Annotated in this window: 19 protein-coding genes and 2 pseudogenes; 16 read left to right on the forward strand and 5 right to left on the reverse strand. The window is 66.6% G+C overall.

The window, feature by feature from the left end:
• Position 1 precedes the first annotated feature (1 nt).
• Genes odhB through lpdA form a run of 3 tightly spaced genes read left to right on the forward strand, consistent with a single transcriptional unit; the run spans position 2 to position 3,365 of the window.
• Positions 2 to 1,510, forward strand: a complete 1,509-nt coding sequence (gene odhB / locus QM789_RS13235; RefSeq protein ID WP_420352346.1) for a 2-oxoglutarate dehydrogenase complex dihydrolipoyllysine-residue succinyltransferase — start codon at positions 2 to 4, stop codon at positions 1,508 to 1,510.
• Between the two features lie 46 nt (positions 1,511 to 1,556).
• Entirely contained in the window at positions 1,557 to 1,964 is a 408-nt protein-coding gene (locus QM789_RS13240; RefSeq protein ID WP_420352347.1) for an MAPEG family protein, read from the forward strand.
• 12 nt (positions 1,965 to 1,976) lie between these two features.
• Positions 1,977 to 3,365, forward strand: coding sequence for a dihydrolipoyl dehydrogenase (lpdA, locus tag QM789_RS13245; RefSeq protein WP_420352348.1), 1,389 nt, complete (start codon positions 1,977 to 1,979; stop codon positions 3,363 to 3,365).
• 89 nt (positions 3,366 to 3,454) lie between these two features.
• Here lpdA and QM789_RS13250 read toward each other — a convergent pair whose 3' ends face one another.
• Positions 3,455 to 3,604, reverse strand: coding sequence for a hypothetical protein (locus QM789_RS13250; RefSeq protein WP_420352349.1), 150 nt, complete (start codon positions 3,602 to 3,604; stop codon positions 3,455 to 3,457).
• A 552-nt stretch (positions 3,605 to 4,156) separates the two neighbouring features.
• Complete coding sequence (locus QM789_RS13255; protein WP_420352350.1) at positions 4,157 to 4,486, reverse strand: TIGR02300 family protein; 330 nt, start codon at positions 4,484 to 4,486, stop codon at positions 4,157 to 4,159.
• A gap of 97 nt (positions 4,487 to 4,583) precedes the next feature.
• Here QM789_RS13255 and QM789_RS13260 point away from each other — a divergent pair, with 97 nt between their 5' ends.
• The 3 genes and pseudogenes from QM789_RS13260 (at position 4,584) to QM789_RS13270 (ending at position 6,499) form a co-directional block, all read left to right on the forward strand.
• The gene (locus QM789_RS13260) at positions 4,584 to 5,282 is read left to right on the forward strand and encodes a M48 family metallopeptidase (protein ID WP_420352351.1); all 699 of its coding nucleotides are present in this window, start codon (positions 4,584 to 4,586) and stop codon (positions 5,280 to 5,282) included.
• A gap of 31 nt (positions 5,283 to 5,313) precedes the next feature.
• Positions 5,314 to 5,961, forward strand: a complete 648-nt coding sequence (locus QM789_RS13265; RefSeq protein WP_420352352.1) for a GntR family transcriptional regulator — start codon at positions 5,314 to 5,316, stop codon at positions 5,959 to 5,961.
• Positions 5,962 to 6,003: 42 nt separating this feature from the next.
• Positions 6,004 to 6,499: pseudogene (locus QM789_RS13270) on the forward strand (acyl-CoA thioesterase).
• Between the two features lie 82 nt (positions 6,500 to 6,581).
• Here QM789_RS13270 and QM789_RS13275 read toward each other — a convergent pair.
• Positions 6,582 to 7,962: pseudogene (locus QM789_RS13275) on the reverse strand (L-serine ammonia-lyase).
• Between the two features lie 163 nt (positions 7,963 to 8,125).
• Between QM789_RS13275 and rpiA the strand changes: the two are divergent.
• From rpiA to QM789_RS13305, 6 genes are all read left to right on the forward strand, one after another.
• On the forward strand, positions 8,126 to 8,911 hold the full coding sequence (rpiA, locus tag QM789_RS13280; RefSeq protein ID WP_420352353.1) for a ribose-5-phosphate isomerase RpiA: 786 nt from the start codon (positions 8,126 to 8,128) through the stop codon (positions 8,909 to 8,911).
• Positions 8,911 to 10,254 carry a glutathione-disulfide reductase gene (gene gorA / locus QM789_RS13285; RefSeq protein WP_420352354.1) on the forward strand — a complete coding sequence of 448 codons (1,344 nt, stop codon included), beginning with the start codon at positions 8,911 to 8,913 and terminating at the stop codon, positions 10,252 to 10,254. Before rpiA ends, gorA begins: the two co-directional genes overlap by 1 nt.
• Positions 10,255 to 10,324: 70 nt before the next feature.
• Positions 10,325 to 11,476, forward strand: a complete 1,152-nt coding sequence (gene hflK, locus QM789_RS13290) for an FtsH protease activity modulator HflK (RefSeq protein WP_420352355.1) — start codon at positions 10,325 to 10,327, stop codon at positions 11,474 to 11,476.
• Complete coding sequence (gene hflC, locus QM789_RS13295) at positions 11,473 to 12,363, forward strand: protease modulator HflC (protein ID WP_420353312.1); 891 nt, start codon at positions 11,473 to 11,475, stop codon at positions 12,361 to 12,363. Before hflK ends, hflC begins: the two co-directional genes overlap by 4 nt.
• Positions 12,364 to 12,580: 217 nt before the next feature.
• Entirely contained in the window at positions 12,581 to 13,291 is a 711-nt protein-coding gene (locus tag QM789_RS13300) for a VPLPA-CTERM sorting domain-containing protein (RefSeq protein WP_420352356.1), read from the forward strand.
• A 185-nt stretch (positions 13,292 to 13,476) separates the two neighbouring features.
• Complete coding sequence (locus QM789_RS13305; RefSeq protein ID WP_420352357.1) at positions 13,477 to 14,952, forward strand: DegQ family serine endoprotease; 1,476 nt, start codon at positions 13,477 to 13,479, stop codon at positions 14,950 to 14,952.
• Here QM789_RS13305 and QM789_RS13310 read toward each other — a convergent pair whose 3' ends face one another.
• Positions 14,953 to 15,324 carry a peptidoglycan-binding domain-containing protein gene (locus QM789_RS13310; protein ID WP_420352358.1) on the reverse strand — a complete coding sequence of 124 codons (372 nt, stop codon included), beginning with the start codon at positions 15,322 to 15,324 and terminating at the stop codon, positions 14,953 to 14,955.
• A 128-nt stretch (positions 15,325 to 15,452) separates the two neighbouring features.
• Between QM789_RS13310 and QM789_RS13315 the strand changes: the two genes are divergently transcribed.
• The 3 genes from QM789_RS13315 to QM789_RS13325 all read left to right on the forward strand — a co-directional run bounded on the left by QM789_RS13315 (position 15,453) and on the right by QM789_RS13325 (position 17,712).
• Positions 15,453 to 15,776, forward strand: coding sequence for a 2Fe-2S iron-sulfur cluster-binding protein (locus QM789_RS13315; RefSeq protein ID WP_420352359.1), 324 nt, complete (start codon positions 15,453 to 15,455; stop codon positions 15,774 to 15,776).
• A gap of 97 nt (positions 15,777 to 15,873) precedes the next feature.
• The gene (gene purU, locus QM789_RS13320) at positions 15,874 to 16,758 is read left to right on the forward strand and encodes a formyltetrahydrofolate deformylase (protein ID WP_420352360.1); all 885 of its coding nucleotides are present in this window, start codon (positions 15,874 to 15,876) and stop codon (positions 16,756 to 16,758) included.
• Positions 16,759 to 16,764: 6 nt separating this feature from the next.
• Positions 16,765 to 17,712, forward strand: a complete 948-nt coding sequence (locus QM789_RS13325; protein WP_420352361.1) for a DMT family transporter — start codon at positions 16,765 to 16,767, stop codon at positions 17,710 to 17,712.
• Here the strand turns inward: QM789_RS13325 and QM789_RS13330 are convergent.
• Positions 17,642 to 18,289: a thiamine diphosphokinase gene (locus QM789_RS13330; RefSeq protein WP_420352362.1), complete on the reverse strand. Its 648-nt coding sequence runs from the start codon at positions 18,287 to 18,289 to the stop codon at positions 17,642 to 17,644. The genes QM789_RS13325 and QM789_RS13330 overlap by 71 nt on opposite strands.
• 143 nt (positions 18,290 to 18,432) lie before the next feature.
• Here QM789_RS13330 and QM789_RS13335 point away from each other — a divergent pair, with 143 nt between their 5' ends.
• The gene (locus tag QM789_RS13335; protein ID WP_420352363.1) at positions 18,433 to 19,212 is read left to right on the forward strand and encodes a hypothetical protein; all 780 of its coding nucleotides are present in this window, start codon (positions 18,433 to 18,435) and stop codon (positions 19,210 to 19,212) included.
• Positions 19,213 to 19,238: the final 26 nt, after the last annotated feature.

Here is a 19,238-nt window from a genome sequence, read left to right on the forward strand (position 1 = left end):
GATGACCGACGTCCGTGTCCCCACGCTCGGCGAGAGCGTTTCCGAAGCCACCGTCGCCACCTGGTTCAAGAAACCGGGTGAGGCGGTCGCGGTGGACGAGATGCTGTGCGAGCTTGAAACCGACAAGGTGACGGTCGAGGTTCCCTCGCCCGCCGCCGGTGTTCTGGGAGAGATCGTCGCCGCCGAAGGTGCGACGGTGGGGGTGAATGCCCTTCTCGCCACGATCAATGCAGCGGGCGCAGCGGCGCCCGCGCCGAAGAAATCCGAAGCCGCGGCAGCCCCTCAACCGGCCGCGCAACAGTCCAAAGAGGTCAAGATGACGGACGTAATGGTGCCCGCCCTGGGCGAAAGCGTTTCCGAAGCCACGGTGTCCACCTGGTTCAAGAAGGTGGGTGATACGGTCGCGCAGGACGAAATGCTGTGCGAACTCGAAACCGACAAGGTGTCGGTCGAGGTTCCTTCGCCGGTCGCGGGTGTCCTGACCGAGATCGTCGCGCCCGAAGGCGCCACCGTCGCCGCTTCGGCGAAGCTCGCCGTGGTGGCCGAGGGCGCCGCGGGTGCCGTTGCCGCCCCGGCGGCTGCGCCCGCCGCGGCCCCGGCTGCGAGCGGCAAGGATGTGGAAAACGCCCCCGCCGCGAAGAAGGCGATGGCCGAGGCCGGCCTGTCCGCCGATCAGGTCACCGGCACCGGTCGCGATGGCCGGATCATGAAGGAAGACGTGGCGGCGGCTGTCGCGAAGCCCGCCCCGGTGGTTTCGGTCGCCCCCGCCCCGGCTTCGGTGCCGCGCGCGCCGGTTCCGGCCGATGACGCGGCGCGTGAAGAACGCGTGAAGATGACCCGCCTGCGCGCGACCATCGCGCGGCGCCTGAAGGATGCGCAGAACACCGCCGCGATGCTGACGACCTATAACGAGGTCGACATGTCGGGCATCATGGAACTGCGCAACGCCTACAAGGACCAGTTCGAGAAGAAGCACGGCGTGAAGCTGGGCTTCATGTCCTTCTTCGTGAAGGCCTGCTGCCACGCGCTGCAAGAGGTGCCGGAAGTCAACGCCGAGATCGACGGCGGCGATGTGGTCTACAAGCGTTACGTCCATATGGGCGTCGCCGTCGGCACGCCGAACGGCCTCGTGGTGCCGGTGGTGCGCGACGCCGACCAGAAGGGCTTCGCCCAGATCGAGAAGGAAATCGCCGAATATGGCAAGCGCGCCCGTGACGGCAAGCTGACCATGGCGGAAATGCAGGGCGGCAGCTTCACCATCTCGAACGGCGGCGTCTATGGTTCGCTGATGTCCTCGCCGATCCTGAACCCGCCGCAATCGGGCATCCTGGGCATGCACAAGATCCAGGAACGCCCGATGGTGGTGAACGGCCAGATCGTGATCCGCCCGATGATGTATCTCGCGCTGAGCTACGATCACCGGATCGTCGACGGCAAGGGCGCGGTGACCTTCCTCGTGCGCGTCAAGGAAGCGCTCGAAGATCCGCGCCGCCTGCTGATGGATCTGTGATCCCGACGCCCCCCGCTCCGGCGGGGGGCCCTTCCCAGAGGATGCCATGACCCCCGAACTGACCGCCCTCGCCCTCGCGGCGCTCTGGCAAGTGGTGATGGTCGCCGTGGCCGGTGCGGTGATGACCCGCGAACTCGGCACCCGCTACAATGCCGGTCCGCGCGACCGGGAACCGGCGCAGTCGCCGCTTCTGGGCCGTCTGCGCCGCGCCGCTTCCAACCATGTTGAAAATCTCGGGCTGTTCATCGTGGCGGTCGTCGTGGTCACGCTGTCGGGCCATGCCTCGGCGTTCACCGCCGCCTGCGCCTGGATCTTCGTCGCGGCACGCATCCTCTATCTGCCCGCCTATGCTTTCGGCTGGGCGCCCTGGCGTTCGCTGATCTGGATGGTCGGGCTTCTCGCAACCCTGGCGATGATCCTCGCCGCATTATTCGGGGCCGCGCCCGCGGCCTGACAGGAGACGAAAATGGCTGAATTTGATGTGATCGTGATCGGTGGCGGCCCGGGCGGCTATGTCTGCGCGATCCATTGCGCCCAACTCGGGCTGAAGACCGCCTGCGTCGAAGGGCGCGGCTCGCTGGGCGGCACCTGCCTGAACGTCGGCTGCATCCCGTCGAAGGCGCTGCTGCATGCGACGCATGAGCTGCACGAACTGCATGAGAATTTCGACAAGATGGGCCTGACCCAGGCTTCGGTGAAGGTCGATTGGACGAAGATGCAGTCCTACAAGCAGGACGTGATTGACGGCAACACCAAGGGCATCGAATTCCTGTTCAAGAAGAACAAGGTGACTTGGTTGCAGGGCTGGGGCTCGATCCCGGCGGCGGGTCAGGTGAAGGTCGGCGACGAGGTTCACACCGCGAAGAACATCGTCATCGCGACCGGCTCCGAACCGGCGAGCCTGCCGGGAATCGAGATCGACGAGGAAACCGTCGTGACCTCGACCGGCGCGCTGGCCCTGCCGAAGATCCCGAAGTCGATGGTGGTGATCGGCGCGGGCGTGATCGGGCTGGAAATGGGCTCGGTCTATGCGCGGCTCGGCACCGAGGTGACGGTGGTCGAATATCTCGACGCGATCACGCCGGGCATGGATGGCGAAGTCGCCCGCAGCTTCCAGAAGATCCTGACCAAGCAGGGGCTGAAATTCGTCCTCGGCGCCGCGGTGCAGGGCGTCGAGAAGGGCAAGGGCAAGAACACCGTCAAATACAAGCTGCGCAAGGACGACAGCGAAGCCACGATCGAGGCCGAGGTGGTTCTGGTCGCGACCGGCCGCAAGCCCTACACCACCGGCCTCGGGCTGGAGGCCGCGGGGGTCGAGGTGCTGCCGCGCGGTCAGGTCAAGACCGATGCGCATTGGCAGACGAACGTGCCCGGCATCTACGCGATCGGTGACGCGATCATCGGCCCGATGCTCGCCCACAAGGCCGAGGACGAAGGCATGGCCGTCGCCGAGGTCATCGCCGGCAAGCACGGCCATGTGAACTACGACGTCATTCCCGGCGTGATCTACACCACGCCCGAGGTCGCCTCGGTCGGCAAGACCGAAGAGGCGCTGAAGCAGGAAGGCCGGGCCTACAAGGTCGGCAAGTTCAGCTTCATGGGCAATGGCCGGGCGAAGGCGGTGTTCCAGTCGGAGGGCTTCGTGAAGCTGATCGTCGATGCGGGCACGGACCGGATCCTCGGCTGCCACATCATCGGGCCGTCGGCGGGCGAACTGATCCACGAGGTCTGCGTGGCGATGGAATTCGGCGCCTCGGCGCAGGATCTGGCACTGACCTGCCACGCCCACCCGACCTTCTCGGAAGCGGTGCGGGAGGCGGCGCTGGCCTGCGGGCTGGGCGCGATCCACGCCTGATTGTCACGACAGAACAAGGCGCGCCGGGATGTCCGGCGCGCTTTAACCCCGCACCGGACGCGCCCCGGCGGTCAGCATCGCACCCGACGTCATGCCGCGAGCATTTCCGTGTTCGGATACCAGTTCGCGGCAATTTTCACCCGTTCGAAAATTTTCTCGTCTTTCTCATCATGGCGTGCAAGCGTCAGGTAATAATTTCGCTCATCCACCCTTGCAAAGACCAGCCAGTGCCCTGTCATCGCATTTCTCCGCGATCGCTTTTCAAGGGTAGTCATGGAAAACAATTTTGCAATTTTCCAAATTGTCTCTTCTCTCAGAGGAGATCCAATATTGGCTTCCCAAATTTTCTCAAATTCCCGATTGAACCACGGCTGGTCTAACTCATTAACCATATTCCTCTACATCGCCGCTTGGCTAGGTGCACATGCACCTGCCCTTCAGCGGGTAGCGCTCGAACTGGGCAGGTCCTTTTGTTCCGCCCTGCCACCGCCGCGACTTTGCGGAAAAATATCGCTCAACGCTCTCGATACACTCGACAACCGTATGCGGAGAGAGGTGCCGCTCCCTTGCAATGTCCATAGGCAAGGCCGGCGCACAGAACGGCCATAGCCCGTTCCATTGAAGCCTCTCCTTTGCCGTATCCCAAACCTAATCCTGTTGATCGCTCAGGCTGTCGACAAAAATGAGCATAACGAAACTCCCGAGTTCGCCCGGCCATCAGCACAGATCCCGGCCAAAAAGAAAAGGCGCGGGATCCCCGCGCCTCCTGCATCCCCGGGGCCGAAGCGGCCTCAGTGTTCGTCGTCGCTGCCGCCCACATCGGCGATGTCGTCGAGCGAGACGTTATCGTCCTCGTCGTCTTCGAGCAGGTCGTCGTCCAGATCCACATCCGCGGCGTCTTCGTCCAGATCCTCATCGGCCAGATCATCGACATCCAGTTCCGCTTCGCGGGTAGAAGCCTTGTCTGCGACGAGAACCCGGCCCCGGCCCGCCGCGCTCAGGCTGTCCAGCGTGAAGCTGTTGCCGCAGACCGGGCAGGTCATCGGGTCGCTTTGCAGATCGTAGAAACGGCTCGCGCAATGCGGGCAGAGGCGCTTGACGCCCCATTCCTCTTTCGGCATGGAATTCTCCTGGCAAGCTCATTCTTACAGAGTCGCAGCCAACTGCCACAACAGCCGCAGGGTGTCAAAGCCTTTTCGCACCGTTGCCGGAGGGACGATGACCGAGAGCCGCCACCCCCTGCCAGACCTGCCCGGCGTCGCGCTGACGCTGCGCCGTTCAGCGCGGGCGCGGCGGTTCAGCCTGCGGGTTTCGCGGGTGGATGGGCAGGTGACGCTGACCCTGCCGCTGCGCGCGCGCGAGGCCGAGGCGCTGGCCTTCGCGCACAGCCAGACCGACTGGCTGCGCCGCGCGCTCGACCGGGTGCCGCAGGTGTCGCGGCCCGTTTTCGGCGCCACCCTGCCGTTCGAGGGCCGCGATCTGGTGCTGACCCCTGCCGCGGTGCGGGCGCCGCGCGTGACCGGGGCGCAACTGCTGCTGCCACCGGAGCCGGAGCGGATCGGCGCCCGGCTGGAGGCTTTCCTGAAACATTGCGCCCGGATCCGCCTGCAAGCCGCGACCGAGCGCCACGCTGGCACGCTTGGCCGCCCGTTCCGCAAGATCACCCTGCGCGATACCCGCTCCCGCTGGGGCTCCTGTGCGCAGGACGGATCGCTCAGCTATTCGTGGCGGCTGATCATGGCGCCGCCCTCGGTTCTGGATTATGTCGCCGCGCATGAGGTCGCCCATCTGGCCGAAATGAACCACTCCCCCGCCTTCTGGACCGTCGTCGCCCGGCTGCGGCCGGATTATGCGCCCGACCGCGCCTGGCTGAAGCAGCACGGCGGGGCGCTGCATGCGCTGCGGTTCCGCGATTGACCCCGGCGCCGTTTGTGATCACAGTAACGCCATGACCACGATCACCTCCCGCCCGATCGAAACCGCCGCCCATGACCGCCTGTATCGGCAGTTGCGCCTACAGATCATGCATGGCGAAGTGCCGCCCGGACAGCCGCTGACCCTGCGCGGGCTGGCCCGGCAATACGACCTGTCGATGACCCCGGTGCGCGAGGCGCTGCGCCGCCTGATCGCCGAAGGGGCGCTGATGCTGTCCTCCTCGGGCCGGGTGACCACGCCGGAGCTGTCGAACGACCGGATCGAAGAGCTGGCGGCGCTGCGGGCGCTGATCGAACCGGAACTGGCCTCCCGCGCCCTGCCCCGCGCGCATATGGCGCTGATCGACCGGCTGAGCGCGATCAACACCGCCAATGCCGAGGCGGTGGCGAAGCATGACGCCGTGTCCTACATCCGCACCAATCTGGAATTCCACCGCACGCTTTACCTGCGCGCGCAGGCGCCGGCGATGCTGGCGGTGATCGAAACGGTCTGGCTTCAGCTTGGCCCGACGATGCGCGCTGTCTATGGCAAGATCCCCCGGCAGGAGCCGCCGCGCCACCATCGGCTCATTCTCGCGGCACTGCGTGCCGGGGATGAGCCCGGATTGCGCCTTGCGGTGCGCACCGACGTGACCCAGGGCCTGCGCCATCTGGCGCAGTGACGGCCCACCTGTCATTCTGGCGCAAACAGCCAGGGACAGGAAATGACCAGCCAACTCACCCAGGACGACCGCCGCCAGCTAGAGATGACGGTGCTGATGACCCCCGACATGGCGAATTTCTCCGGCAAGGTGCATGGCGGCGCGCTGCTGAACTGGCTCGATCGGGCGGCCTTCTCGCTCGCCTCGCGCTGGTCGGGGCGCTATGCCGTAACGCTTCTCGGTCGATCAGGTGACCTTCAAGGAACCGATCCGGGTCGGCGAACTGGTCACCTTCAAGGCGTCGGTGAACCACACCGGGCGCAGCTCAATGGAAATCGGCATCCGGGTCGAGGCCGAAAGCATCACCGCGGGCACCCGGCGCCACACCAACAGCTGCTATTTCACCATGGTCGCCGTCGATGACAGCGGCCGGCCGGTCGAAGTGCCGAAACTCGACCTGAAGACGGACCTGCAACGCCACCGCTGGCAGGCCGCCGTCCTGCGCAAGGAACTCCGGCGCGAGTTCGCGCAAAAGATGGAAGCCACCACCCTGACCTGAACCGTCGGGGCCCCCGCGGCCCTCGCCGCGGGCGGCCGAGCGCGCGGCGGGGCCTGCCCCGCCCAAGCGAGGCCGCCCCCCCTCAACAGTTCGGCACGTTCACCGCCAGCCCACCGAGCGACGTCTCCTTATAGTGCTCGTGCATGTCGCGCCCGGTCTGCCGCATCGTCTCGATCGCCGCGTCCAGCGGCACCAGATGCACCCCGTCGCCGCGCAGCGACAGCGACGCCGCCGAAATCGCCTTCACCGCACCCAGCCCGTTGCGCTCGATACAGGGCACCTGCACCAGCCCCTTCACCGGGTCGCAGGTCATCCCCAGATGATGTTCCAGCGCGATCTCCGCCGCATTCTCCACTTGCTCCGGCGTCCCGCCAAGCACCGCCGCCAGCCCCGCCGCCGCCATCGCCGCCGCCGAGCCCACTTCCGCCTGACAGCCGCATTCCGCGCCGGAGATCGAGGCATTGGTCTTGATCAGCCCGCCCACCGCCGCCGCCGTCAGCAGGAATTCCCCCACCCGCGAGGGCACAGCCCCCGGCACATGGTCGAGCCAATAGCGGATCACCGCGGGCACCACTCCCGCCGCGCCATTCGTCGGCGCCGTCACCACCTGCCCGCCAGCGGCGTTTTCCTCGTTCACCGCCATTGCATAGGCCGAAACCCAGTCGTTGATCGTATGCGGCGCGACCAGATTCATCCCCCGCTCCGCCAGCAGCGCCTGATGGATCGCCTTCGCCCGGCGCCGGACGCTGAGCCCACCGGGCAACACGCCCTCGGTCTCCAGCCCGCGTGACAGGCAGCCATCCATCACCGCCCAGATCCGCGCAAGCCCGGCGTCGATCTCGGCCTCCTTGCGATAGACCCGCTCGTTGCGCCGCTTCATCTGCGCGATCGACAGCCCCGATGCCTTCGCCATCTCCAGCATCTCCGCCGCCTTGCGGAACGGGAAGGGCACCGGCGAGGGCGCATCCAGCGCGGCATCCGTCAGCGCCGCCATCTCCGCCGCCGTGCGCACGAAACCACCGCCGATCGAGTAATAGATCTCCTGCAACAGCACATCGCCCTGCCGGTCCAGCGCCTCGATCACCATGCCATTGGCATGGCCCGACAGCGGCGGGCCGTAGTCGAAGATCAGATCACGGTCGGGATCGAAGGCCAGATCCCCCAACCCGGGCGGCGACAAAACCCGCGTCGCCCGGTTCGCGGCCAGCGCCGCCTCCGCCGCCTCGGCATCATAGCTTCTCGGGCAGGAACCCGGCGAGACCGAGGATCGTCGCCCGGTCCGTCGCATGCCCCTTGCCGGTGAAGGCGAGCGAACCATGCAGCCGCGCCCGCAGCCCCGCCGCCTGGAACGGCGAGCCCCGCAGCCGGTCGAGGAATCGCCCCCCCGCCACCATCGGCCCCATCGTATGAGAGGACGACGGCCCCACACCCACCTTGAAGATATCGAAGACGCTGAGAAACATGCCTGGCTTTCCTGTTCGCCCCCGCAGCTTGCCACGCTCCGGCCGCCGGACAGGGCGGAAAGCGACATGTCGCGGCGCAAAGGCGCAGATCGCGGCGGGATTTTGGCTCGCACGCGGAGCGGGGCTTGTCTATAACCGAGGCGCGAAACCCAAGGATGGACCGATGCCCGCAGAACTCTCCCCCATCGACAAGGCAAAATACGTCGCCGCCCGCCGCGCCTCGGCCCTGGTCGAGGACGGGATGAAGGTCGGCCTCGGCACCGGCTCCACCGCCGCCTGGATGGTGCGCTGCCTGGGCGAGCGGGTGCGCGACGAGGGGCTGCGGATCACCGGCGTGCCGACCAGCAGCCGCACCGGCGCACTGGCCCGGCAACTGGGGATCGAGATCGTCACGCTGGACGAGGCGAAATGGCTCGACCTGACGATCGACGGGGCGGATGAATTCGACGCCGAACTGAACCTGATCAAGGGCGGCGGCGCGGCGTTGTTGCAGGAAAAGATCGTCGCCTCCGCCTCCGACCGGATGGTGGTGATCGCCGATGCGGCGAAAGAGGTCGCGCAGCTCGGCGCCTTCCCGCTGCCGGTGGAGGTGGTGCCCTTCGGCTGGCAGACCACCCGCACCGTGATCGAGGAACTGCTGATCTCGATGGACGTTCTGGGCCGCACGACCAGCCTGCGGCTGAACGGCACGCAGCCGCTCGTCACCGACGAGGGGCATTACATCGTCGACCTGCACCTGAACCGGATCGGCAATCCGCGCGCGCTGGCGCTGGCGCTGAACCAGATCCCGGGCGTGGTCGAAAGCGGGCTGTTCATCGACATCTGCGACATGGTGGTGATCGGCGGCACCGATGGCCGGGTCGAAACCCGCGACCTGCACACCGGCGCGATCACGCAGGAGGTCATCGACGTGTCCGAAGACAGCAACATCTTCAAGGACATCGACTGATGGGGTTCGACGTCGACCTGTTCGTGATCGGCGGCGGCTCGGGCGGGGTCCGGGCCGCGCGGGTGGCTGCGGGCGAGCATGGCGCCCGGGTCGCGCTGGCCGAAGAATACCGGATGGGCGGAACCTGCGTCATCCGCGGCTGCGTGCCGAAGAAGCTGATGGTCTATGCGTCGTCCTTCCCCGCGCTGGCCGAAGAGGCGCGCGCCTATGGCTGGTCGGCGGATGTGGGGGCCTTCGACTGGCCCGCGTTCCGGGGGCGGCTGAGCGCCGAACTCGACCGGCTGGAAGGGCTCTACCGCAAGGGCCAGACCGGCGCGGGCGTCACCGTGCATGACCAGCGCGCGACCGTCGCCGGCCCGCATGAGGTCCGCCTTGCCGATGGCACCACGGTTCGCGCGAAGCATATTCTGGTCGCCACCGGGGCGCGGCCCTTCGTGCCGGAGTTTCCGGGCAACGAACATGTGCTGACCTCGAACGACATGTTCGGGCTCGACACCCTGCCCCGGCGGCTGCTGATCGTCGGCGGCGGGTTCATCGCCTGCGAATTCGCCTGCATCATGGAGGGGCTGGGGGTCGAGGTCACGGTCTGGAACCGCTCGCCCCTGCTGCGCGTCTTCGACCGCGAATGCGCGGAGCTGATCACGGCGCGGATGGCGGCGCGCGGCATCCGCATCGCGACGGGGCGCACCGTGGACCGGATCGTCAAGGGCGACGGGCTGGCGGTGACTTCGGGCGAGGTCACGGAGACCTTCGACGCGGTGCTTTATGCCACGGGCCGGGTGCCGAATACCGAGGGGCTGGGGCTGACCGAGGCGGGCGTCACGCTGCGCGGCAATGGCGCGGTGGCGGTCGATGACTGGTCGCAAACCAACGTGCCCTCGATCTTCGCGGTGGGCGATGTCACCGACCGGATCAACCTGACCCCCGTCGCGATCCGCGAGGGCCATGCCTTTGCCGATACCGTCTTCGGCGCCAATCCGCGCCGGGTGGACCATGATCTGGTCGCCTCGGCGGTGTTCACGCGGCCCGAATTCGGCACCTGCGGCCTGTCCGAGGAAGCCGCCCGCGCGCGGGAGGAGGTCGAGGTCTATGCCGCGGGCTTCCGGCCGATGCGGGCGTCCTTCGCGGGCGGCGATGAGAAAGTGCTGATGAAGCTGGTCGTTTCGCGCGCCACGCGGCGGGTTCTGGGCTGTCATATCGTCGCACCCGATGCGGGCGAGATGATCCAGCTCGCCGCCATCGCGATGAAGATGGGCGCGACGAAGGAACAGTTCGATGCCACCTGTGCCGTCCATCCGACGATGGCCGAGGAGTTGGTGACGATGCGAAAGCCGGTGCGCTGAACTCACGCGCGCTTGATTTATCACGATCAGTCCCCACCTCGGCAGGGACATAACGAAAGGCGAGGACAGCATGACGAACGGAGGTCCCTGGGGATCTGGCGGTGGCCAGAACGGAGGGAATGACAACGACCGCGACCCGAACCGGCGGCCGCGGCGGCCCGGCGAAGGCTCGCCGATCCCCGAGATCGAAGACATCATGAAGAAGGGCTCGGAACAGCTGCGCGTGCTGATGGGCGGGCGCGGACCGGGTGGACGCGGGCCCTCGGGCGGCGGATCGCAGGGTCCGGGCTTTGGCAAGGGCACGATCGGGCTGGCGGTTCTGGCGGCGGTGGCGGCCTGGGGCTGGGCCTCGCTTTATACGGTGCAGCAGAACGAACGCTCGATCGAACTGATGTTCGGCAAATACTACAAGACCGGCAACCCGGGCCTGAACTTCGCGCCCTGGCCGGTGGTAACCGCCGATGTGCTGCCGGTCACCGACGAACGGACGACCGAACTGGGCACCGGGCGCAGCCGCACGACGGATGCGGGTTACGGGCGCTCCGCGGCGGTCGACACGGATTCGGGGCTGATGCTGACGCGCGACCAGAACATCGTCGATATCGAATATCAGGTGGTCTGGAACATCTCCGACCCGGCGAAATACCTGTTCAACCTGGCGGATCCCGAGGACACGATCCGCGCCGTTTCGGAATCCGCGATGCGCGACATCATCGCGCGCTCGGAACTGGCGCCGATCCTGAACCGCGACCGGGGGGCAATCGCCTCGGACCTGCGGCAGGCGGTGCAGGCGACGCTGGACGGCTATGGCGTGGGCATCAACGTGGTGCGGGTGAACTTCAACCGCGCCGACCCGCCGAGCGAGGTGATCGACAGCTTCCGCGACGTGCAGGCCGCGCAGCAGGAACGCGACCGGCTGGAGAAAGAGGCCGACGCCTATGCCAACCAGGTGACGGCGGGCGCCCGTGGTCAGGCGGCACAGTTGCAGGAACAGGCCGAAGCCTATCGGGCGCAGGTCGTCAACGATGCGCAGGGTGAGGCGGCGCGCTTCACCTCGGTCTATGAGGAATACATCAAGGCGCCCGAAGTGACGAAGCGCCGGATGTTCTTCGAGACCATGGGCCAGACGCTCGGCAATGTCGGCAAGACGGTGGTGGAGGGCGGAACCGGCACGGTGCCCTATCTGCCGCTCAACCAGCTTCGCCAGGGAGGGAGCAACTGATGCGCGCGCAATATATCATCCCCGCCGTCGTGATCCTGGCCGGGCTCGGGCTGTCGTCGCTCTATACGGTGGACGAGCGCGAAAAGGCGCTGGTGCTGCAATTCGGCGAGGTGAAGCAGGTCCGCACGGAACCGGGGCTGGGGTTCAAGCTGCCGCTGCTCCAGACGGTGGTGAAATACGACGACCGGATCCTGAGCCTGACGACGCAGCCGCTGGAAGTGACGCCGCTCGATGACCGCCGGCTGGTGGTCGATGCCTTCGCGCGCTGGCGGATCGCCGATACGGTGAAGTTCCGCGAAGCCGTCGGCACGGGGGGCGAGAATTTCGCCAAAAGCCGTCTGGATGGCATCCTGAACAATGCGATCCGCGAAGTGATGGGGTCGGTGCCCTCGACCGCCGTGCTGTCGGATGACCGGACCGCGCTGATGAACCAGATCCGCGATCTGGCCAAGCGCGAGGCGGCCTCGCTGGGCGTGGATGTGATCGACGTGCGGCTGACGCGGACGGACCTGCCGACGCAGAACCTCGCGGCGACCTACGCCCGGATGCGGGCGGAGCGCGAACGCGAGGCGGCGGACGAGCGCGCCCGGGGTGGCGAAGCCGCGCAGCGCGTGCGGGCCGCCGCCGACCGGACCGTGGTCGAGCTGACCTCCGCCGCGCGCAGGCAGGCCGAGATCATCCGCGGCGAGGCCGATGCCGAACGCAACAACGTCTATGCTGCGGCCTATGGCAAGGATCCGTCCTTCTTCGCCTTCACCCGCGCGCTTCAGTTCTATGCCGAAAGCCTGAAGCCCGACACCACCTCGCTGGTGACGAAACCGGACAGCCTGTATTTCGACTACGCCCGGTTCCTGGAAAGCCTTGGCCAGACCGAAGCGACGCAGTAACCGGCCAGACCTCTCACGAAGCGCCCGCCCCGTTGCGGGCGCTTTTTCATGCCGCCTGTCGGCCGTGCGGAATTGGTCCGGATCGGCCATATTAACTATTTCATAACTATCTTGATGACCCGGCACACCAACGGCGTTATGCGCAGGCCGTGGCGTGCGGTGGCAGAAGCCCCCACCACATCCCTTCCGATTTTACAGAGTGAACAGGGTCATGATCATGTCTCGCCAAAGTCTGGTCGCTGCACTGGCGACAACAACCTTTCTCTTCGGTCTGAACGCAGCCTCGGCCGCGACGGTCTCCGGCTCGGTCGAGCGCACGTCGGACTACGCCTTTGCCTTCACGTCGAACAACCTCGCCTATGCCGACGGCAGTGCGTTCAGCAACACGGACCTGATGCTGTTCTGCCTCGAACCCACCAAATCCACGCCGACCGACAACACCGTCTACCGTTTTGACGAAGATCCGACCGGCCGGACCCTGCGGGGCGGGGCGAGCAGCGTCGCCGCCATCAACTGGTTCGTCGACAGCTACTATGACAGCTATTTCGTGAATGGCTCCGCAGGCACGCAATGGGCGTTCCAATATGGCCTGTGGGAACTCTCCGCCGACTATACCGGCGCGGATCGCAGCATCAACGCGCGGGCGGGCGAATCCCGGCCCGGGCAGGACAACGTTCGGCTGCAAGGGTTCCGCACCGCCTGGCAGACGATCTACAACGATTTCGGCACGACCCTCCGCACGCTGGGCGACGATTACCGATCGGACGTCTATGCCATCGCCATCCTCGACACCCAGGCCAACGGCCGGCAGAACCTCGTCGCGATCTCGGAACGGCCCGCGGATGTGCCGAGCGTGCCGCTTCCGGCGGCGGGCTGGCTGCTGGTCGGCGGGATCGGCGCGCTGGCGGCAACAAAACGGCGGCGCTGATTGCCCCGCCCGAGCCACGAAGCCCCCCGAACCGGGGGGCTTTTTCGTTTCCGGCGCCACCCGGCGGGGCCGCGTCACATCGAAGTGACGCAATGCGATGGCCTTTCATTTGCGCCCGCCGCGTCCTAGGTCTTTATACGAGGAGCAAGCCGGGAACGCCCGGCCGAGAATTCCGGGAGCGATAGATGACCAGACTGACCCTTTCCCTGCCCACCCCCAGAGCGTCCCGCCTGGTCAAGGGGGTGCTGGGTGCCGCGATGATCTCCACCGCGCTGGCGATGGCGCCGGTGACCCCCGCCTTCGCGCGCGCGGCCCCCGACAGCTTTGCCGATCTGGCCGAGAAGGTCAGCCCGGCGGTGGTGATGATCACCACGACGCAAACCGTTTCGACCCCCGCGCAGCCGCAATCGCCCTTCCCCGAAGGGTCGCCCTTCTCCGACCTGTTCCCGAATTTCCCCTTCCCGAACATGCCGCAGAACGGGCCGAAACAGCCGCGCCATTCGCAGGCGCTCGGCTCGGGCTTCGTGATCTCGGAAGACGGCTATATCGTGACGAACAACCACGTCATCGAGAATGCCGACGAGATCCAGATCGAATTCTACGGCGGCCAGAAGATGGACGCGAAGCTGATCGGCACCGATCCGAAGACGGATATCGCGCTGCTGAAGGTGACGTCGGACAAGCCGCTGCCCTTCGTTCCCTTCGCCGATTCGGATGGGGCGCGGGTCGGTGACTGGGTGATGGCGATGGGCAACCCGCTGGGACAGGGGTTCTCGGTCTCGGCCGGGATCGTGTCGGCGCGCAACCGCGAACTGTCGGGCACCTATGACGATTACCTGCAAACGGATGCCGCCATCAACCGCGGCAATTCGGGCGGGCCGCTGTTCAACATGGATGGCCAGGTGGTGGGCGTGAATACCGCGATCCTGTCGCCGAACGGCGGGTCGATCGGGATCGGCTTCTCGATGGCGTCGAACGTGGTGCGCAAGGTGGTCGATCAGCTGAAGCAATATGGCGAGACGCGGCGCGGCTGGCTGGGCGTGAAGATCCAGGAGATCACCCCCGACATGGCCGATGCGATGTCCCTGCCGAAGGCCGAGGGCGCGCTGGTCTCCGAGGTGCCGGACGGCCCGGCAAAAGCCGCGGGGATGCTGGCGGGCGATGTCATCGTCAATTTCGACGGCGGCGAGGTGAAGAACTCGCGCGATCTGGTGAAGCGGGTGGCAGATGCGCCGGTCGGCCAGGCGGTGCGGGTCGTGGTGATGCGCGGCGGCAAGGAACAGACGCTTCTGGTCACGCTCGGCCGGCGCGAGACCGCCGAGGGCGAAGCCGTTCCCGCCGCCGTGACGAAACCCACCGAGGCGCAGGGCGAGGTTCTGGGCATGACCGTCGTGCCGCTGAACGACGAGCTGATCCAGGAGCTGAACCTGCCCGCCGGGCAGACCGGGCTGGTGATCCAGAACATCGACGAAACCTCGGGCGCCTTTGACAAGGGGCTGCGGCAGGGCGACCTGATCGTGGAGGCCGGGCAACAGCCGGTGGCGGAGATTTCCGACCTTCAGGCGCAGGTGAAGGCGAGCAAGGAGGCCGGGCGCAAGTCGCTGCTGATCCTGGTGCGTCGGGGCGGCGAGCCGCGCTTCGTCGCGCTGCCGATCGAGTAATCAGTCCAGCCAGGGGATCACCCCAAGCTCCTGCGCCGCGCGGATCGAGAGCGTCTCGCTGTCCAGCCCGCGCGGCCCCTGCCACGCCGCGACGGCGGCCCGGGTCGGGCCGTCCATCCGCCCCGTCACCGGTCCGCGATACAGCCCCCGCGCCGCCAGCGCCCGTTGCAGGGGAGCGACCACGCCGGGGGTCAGCGCCTCGGGGCAGACGGCGGCGAACCAGCCCCCCGCCCCTTGCCCGGCACAGCCTTCGGGGCGTTGGGCACGGATCTGCGCCGCCAGCGGCGCGGGGCCAAGGCTGACCGCGCGCGGCACCTCGGGCTGCGGGGCGCAGGCCGCGATCAGGGACAGGAGGGGAAGGGTTTTGCGCATTCGGTCACCGGAGTTCGCGCAAATCTAGCGGATCCTCCGCACGACCGGAAGGGCAGACTGGCCAAGGCCCGCCGCTTGTCCTAAAGCTCGTCACAGACAGCATTCGAGCCATCCCGCAGAGGTAAATCATGGCGAAAATCATCTATATCGAACACAACGGCGCCCACCATGAAGTCGAGGTGAAACCCGGCATGACGGTGATGGAAGGCGCGCGCGACAATGGCGTGCCCGGCATCGACGCCGATTGCGGCGGCGCCTGCGCCTGTTCGACCTGCCATGTCTATGTCGATGACGCCTGGATCGACCGCCTGCCGGAGAAGGATTCGATGGAGGAGGACATGCTCGATTTCGCCTGGAACCCCGATCCGGTGAAATCGCGCCTGACCTGCCAGATCAAGGTGACCGAGGATATCGACGGGCTGGTGGTGCATATCCCCGAACGGCAGATCTGACCGCCGCGCCGTTTTTCGGCGCGCCCGTGTCGCATCCCGGCTGGCCTTTCGCGGCGGGATGGGGCCAATGGTGGGTATCGAACGAAAGGACCGCCCGATGACGTCCCATGTGCTGACCGTGACCTGCCCGACCACGCGCGGGATCGTCGCCGCGATTTCCACCTATCTGGCGGAGGCGGGGTGCAACATCACCGACTCGCATCAGTTTGACGACACGCTGACGCAGCGGTTCTTCATGCGGGTCAGCTTCGAGGCACAGACCGGCGCGGCGCTCGACGATCTGCGCGCGGGCTTTGCACCGGTGGCGGAGCGGTTCGGCATGGACTGGGCTTTCCACGACGCGGCCAGCAAGATGAAGGTCTTGCTGATGGTGTCGAACTTCGGCCATTGCCTGAACGACCTGCTGTATCGCTCGCGGATCGGGGCGCTGCCGATCGAGATCGTGGCGGTGATCTCGAATCATCTGACCTATCAGAAGGTGGTGGTGAACCACGACATCCCCTTCCACCACATCCGGGTGACGAAGGAGAACAAGCCCGAGGCCGAAGCCCGGTTGATGGCGGTGGTAGAGGAAACCGGCGCCGAGCTGGTGGTGCTGGCGCGCTACATGCAGATCCTGTCGGATGAGCTGTGCCGGAAGATGTCGGGCCGGATCATCAACATCCACCACTCCTTCCTGCCGTCGTTCAAGGGCGCGAACCCTTACAAGCAGGCCTATGAACGGGGGGTGAAGCTGATCGGGGCGACGGCGCATTATGTGACGGCGGATCTGGACGAAGGCCCGATCATCGAGCAGGACACCGTGCGCATCACCCATGCCCAATCGCCCGAGGATTACGTTTCCCTTGGCCGCGATGTCGAGGCGCAGGTGCTGGCGCGGGCGATCCATGCCCATATCCACCACCGCAGCTTCATCAACGGCAACAAGACCGTGGTCTTCCCCGCCTCCCCCGGCAGCTACGCGTCGGAACGGATGGGCTGATCGCGCATGACGCAGGACCGGATCTTCCCCGGCATCGCGCTCATGATCGGCTTCTGCATCGTCGCGCCGCTGATCGACGTTGCGTCGAAACTCGCGTCGCAGGCGGTGCCGGTGGGGACGGTGACGCTGGGGCGGTATCTGGTGCAGGGGGTGCTGATGGCGCCCTTCGTTTTGGCGCTGCGGCTGCGGGTCGGGCTGTCGGGGCGGGTGCTGTGGTTCAGCCTTGCGCGGGCGGCTGTGTCGGTTCTGGCGACCTATTGCTTCATCGCCGCGGTGCAGGTGATGCCGATCGCCGATGCGCTGGCCATCGCCTTTGTCGAGCCCTTCGTCATCCTGTTCATCGGCCATTTCGTCCTGGGCGAAGAGGTCGGTCCGCGCAGGCTCTGGGCCTCGGTCGTGGGGTTCATCGGCGCGCTGTTCGTGATCCAGCCATCGTTCACGAAATTCGGGACGGTGGCGCTGTTTCCGCTGGGCACGGCGCTGTGCTTTGCGCTTTATATCCTGCTGACGCGGCGGCTGTCACGCGATGTCCATCCGGTGACGATGCAGCTGCATACCGCCGTTTTCGGGGCGCTGATCTGCCTGCCGCTGCTGCTCATCGGCGGGGTGCTCGGGTCGGAGGAGGTGCGGCTGACGGCGCCCGAGGGGATCTTCTGGCTGTGGTGCGCCTGCGTCGGCATCGCCTCGACCGTCAGCCATATGTCGATGTCCTATGCGCTGAAATTCGCGCCCTCGGCGACGCTGGCACCCCTGCATTATTTCGAGATGATCACCGCGACGCTGTTCGGATATCTGGTCTTCGGCGATTTTCCGAATGCGCTGACCTGGCTCGGCGTGGCGATCATCACCGGCTCGGGCCTGTATCTGGTGCATCGCGAACGGGTCAATGCGGCAGCGCGCCAAGCACCCGAATCAGGTTGCGTTTTGGCAGCAGAAGCAGCGCCGGACCGCTGAGGTCCAGCCGCACCGGCCCGGTGACCGCGTTCGACGTACCGATCCGACCCGCCGGTTCCATCACCAGCCCGTCGATCGGCCAGCGCAGCCCTTCGGAGGTGCCGTAAACCCGGCCGAAGGGGAAGATCGACAGCCTCTCCCCCAGCGGCAGGTCGATGCCGAACCGTTCGGGCGCACGGAAGATCACCTCATCCTCGGACATCAGGATGACGGTGCGCGGCTGCTGCGCGATCTCGCTGAAGGCCGCCAGCGTGTGATCGGCGCGCAGGCCGGTGAAGCCGAGGCCGAGGAAGAACGGCGCCGTCACATGGGCGAGGCATTTGCCGAAATCCGTGCTGTCCTGTTCCGCGATCCGATGCACCCGCGCGCCCAGCCGGGTGCGGCCTTCCGGGCTGAGGCTGTCCATGTCGCCGATCACCGCATCGGGCAACAGCCCTTCGGCCAGCAGCCGATCCGCCCCGCCGTCCGCCGCGACCAGATGCGGCGCAAGCGTCAGGGCCAGCCGCAGATCCGCCGGATCCAGCCCCCCGCCCCCCACCAGGGTCACCCCTTCGGCATATGTCGCAATCGTCGCCATGTGGGAGTGATGACGCGGCGCGGGCGAAAGCTCAACCATGAGGAGGGGAATTTATCGTTCATTAAGCATGCCGCGCCCAAGATGGCCCGGCAAACGCGGTTCGGAGAGGAATCATGGGTAGCGGCGCCAGCAAGGTTCTAACGGTGTCTTACGGGACATTCTCCTGCACGCTCGAAGGGTTCGACGACCCCTTCACGACGATGAAGCAGGTTGCCGAGTGTTTCCGTGATCTTGCCGCGCAGGATCGGCATTTCGGCGCTACGCCGCCCCAGCCCGATCCGGATCGGGCGGTGGCTGAGCAGACGACCGATGAGGTGCTGGCCGAAAAGCTCGACCGGATCCGGCAGGCGGTCGCCGTGGCCCGGGGGGCAGAGGCCGATGTCACCCCCTTGCATCCCGCCGAGGAGGAGATCGCGCAGGCGGCGGAGTTCTCCCTGCCGGATCAATCGGAACCCACGGCGGAGCGCCCGCGCGGGCTTGCACCCCTCATGGCGGTGGTCACGCGGCCCAAACGGGAGGAAGCGGCGGTTCCGCCATTGCTGCTGGTCTCGGAGCAGCGCGTGGACGGGAAACAAATCCTGCGACGGGCGCCGCCGGAGCCGCTTGACGTTTTCGACCCGTTCGATGCCGAAACCCCCGACAGCCCGACGCGGTTCGCGGGATATGCGCGGGCGCTCGGAACCCAAGGGCTGGCGGACCTGCTCGAAGCGGCGGCGGCCTATACCGCGCAGGTCGAGGGGCAGACACTGTTCTCGCCGCCGGAACTGATGCGCAAACTCTCCGCCGTGCCGGAAGAGAAGTTCACCCGCGAAGAACGCATGCACGTCTTCGCCAAGCTGCTGCGTCAGGGCAAGATCGTGAAGGTTCATCCCGGACAATATGCGATCACCGAAGCCTCCCGCTACTACCGCCACGGCACCTGACCCCGGAGCGCATCGCGCCCGATCGC

The sequence above is a fragment of the Paenirhodobacter sp. genome (genome assembly GCF_047600745.1).
Lineage (GTDB): Bacteria > Pseudomonadota > Alphaproteobacteria > Rhodobacterales > Rhodobacteraceae > Rhodobacter.

Coding starts and splice junctions, on each gene's coding strand:
- odhB (WP_420352346.1), top strand. CDS start 2: ATGACCGACGTCCGTGTCCCCACGCTCGGCGAGAGCGTTTCCGAAGCC.
- QM789_RS13240 (WP_420352347.1), top strand. CDS start 1,557: ATGACCCCCGAACTGACCGCCCTCGCCCTCGCGGCGCTCTGGCAAGTG.
- lpdA (WP_420352348.1), top strand. CDS start 1,977: ATGGCTGAATTTGATGTGATCGTGATCGGTGGCGGCCCGGGCGGCTAT.
- QM789_RS13250 (WP_420352349.1), bottom strand. CDS start 3,604: ATGACAGGGCACTGGCTGGTCTTTGCAAGGGTGGATGAGCGAAATTAT.
- QM789_RS13255 (WP_420352350.1), bottom strand. CDS start 4,486: ATGCCGAAAGAGGAATGGGGCGTCAAGCGCCTCTGCCCGCATTGCGCG.
- QM789_RS13260 (WP_420352351.1), top strand. CDS start 4,584: ATGACCGAGAGCCGCCACCCCCTGCCAGACCTGCCCGGCGTCGCGCTG.
- QM789_RS13265 (WP_420352352.1), top strand. CDS start 5,314: ATGACCACGATCACCTCCCGCCCGATCGAAACCGCCGCCCATGACCGC.
- rpiA (WP_420352353.1), top strand. CDS start 8,126: ATGCCCGCAGAACTCTCCCCCATCGACAAGGCAAAATACGTCGCCGCC.
- gorA (WP_420352354.1), top strand. CDS start 8,911: ATGGGGTTCGACGTCGACCTGTTCGTGATCGGCGGCGGCTCGGGCGGG.
- hflK (WP_420352355.1), top strand. CDS start 10,325: ATGACGAACGGAGGTCCCTGGGGATCTGGCGGTGGCCAGAACGGAGGG.
- QM789_RS13300 (WP_420352356.1), top strand. CDS start 12,581: ATGTCTCGCCAAAGTCTGGTCGCTGCACTGGCGACAACAACCTTTCTC.
- QM789_RS13305 (WP_420352357.1), top strand. CDS start 13,477: ATGACCAGACTGACCCTTTCCCTGCCCACCCCCAGAGCGTCCCGCCTG.
- QM789_RS13310 (WP_420352358.1), bottom strand. CDS start 15,324: ATGCGCAAAACCCTTCCCCTCCTGTCCCTGATCGCGGCCTGCGCCCCG.
- QM789_RS13315 (WP_420352359.1), top strand. CDS start 15,453: ATGGCGAAAATCATCTATATCGAACACAACGGCGCCCACCATGAAGTC.
- purU (WP_420352360.1), top strand. CDS start 15,874: ATGACGTCCCATGTGCTGACCGTGACCTGCCCGACCACGCGCGGGATC.
- QM789_RS13325 (WP_420352361.1), top strand. CDS start 16,765: ATGACGCAGGACCGGATCTTCCCCGGCATCGCGCTCATGATCGGCTTC.
- QM789_RS13330 (WP_420352362.1), bottom strand. CDS start 18,289: ATGGCGACGATTGCGACATATGCCGAAGGGGTGACCCTGGTGGGGGGC.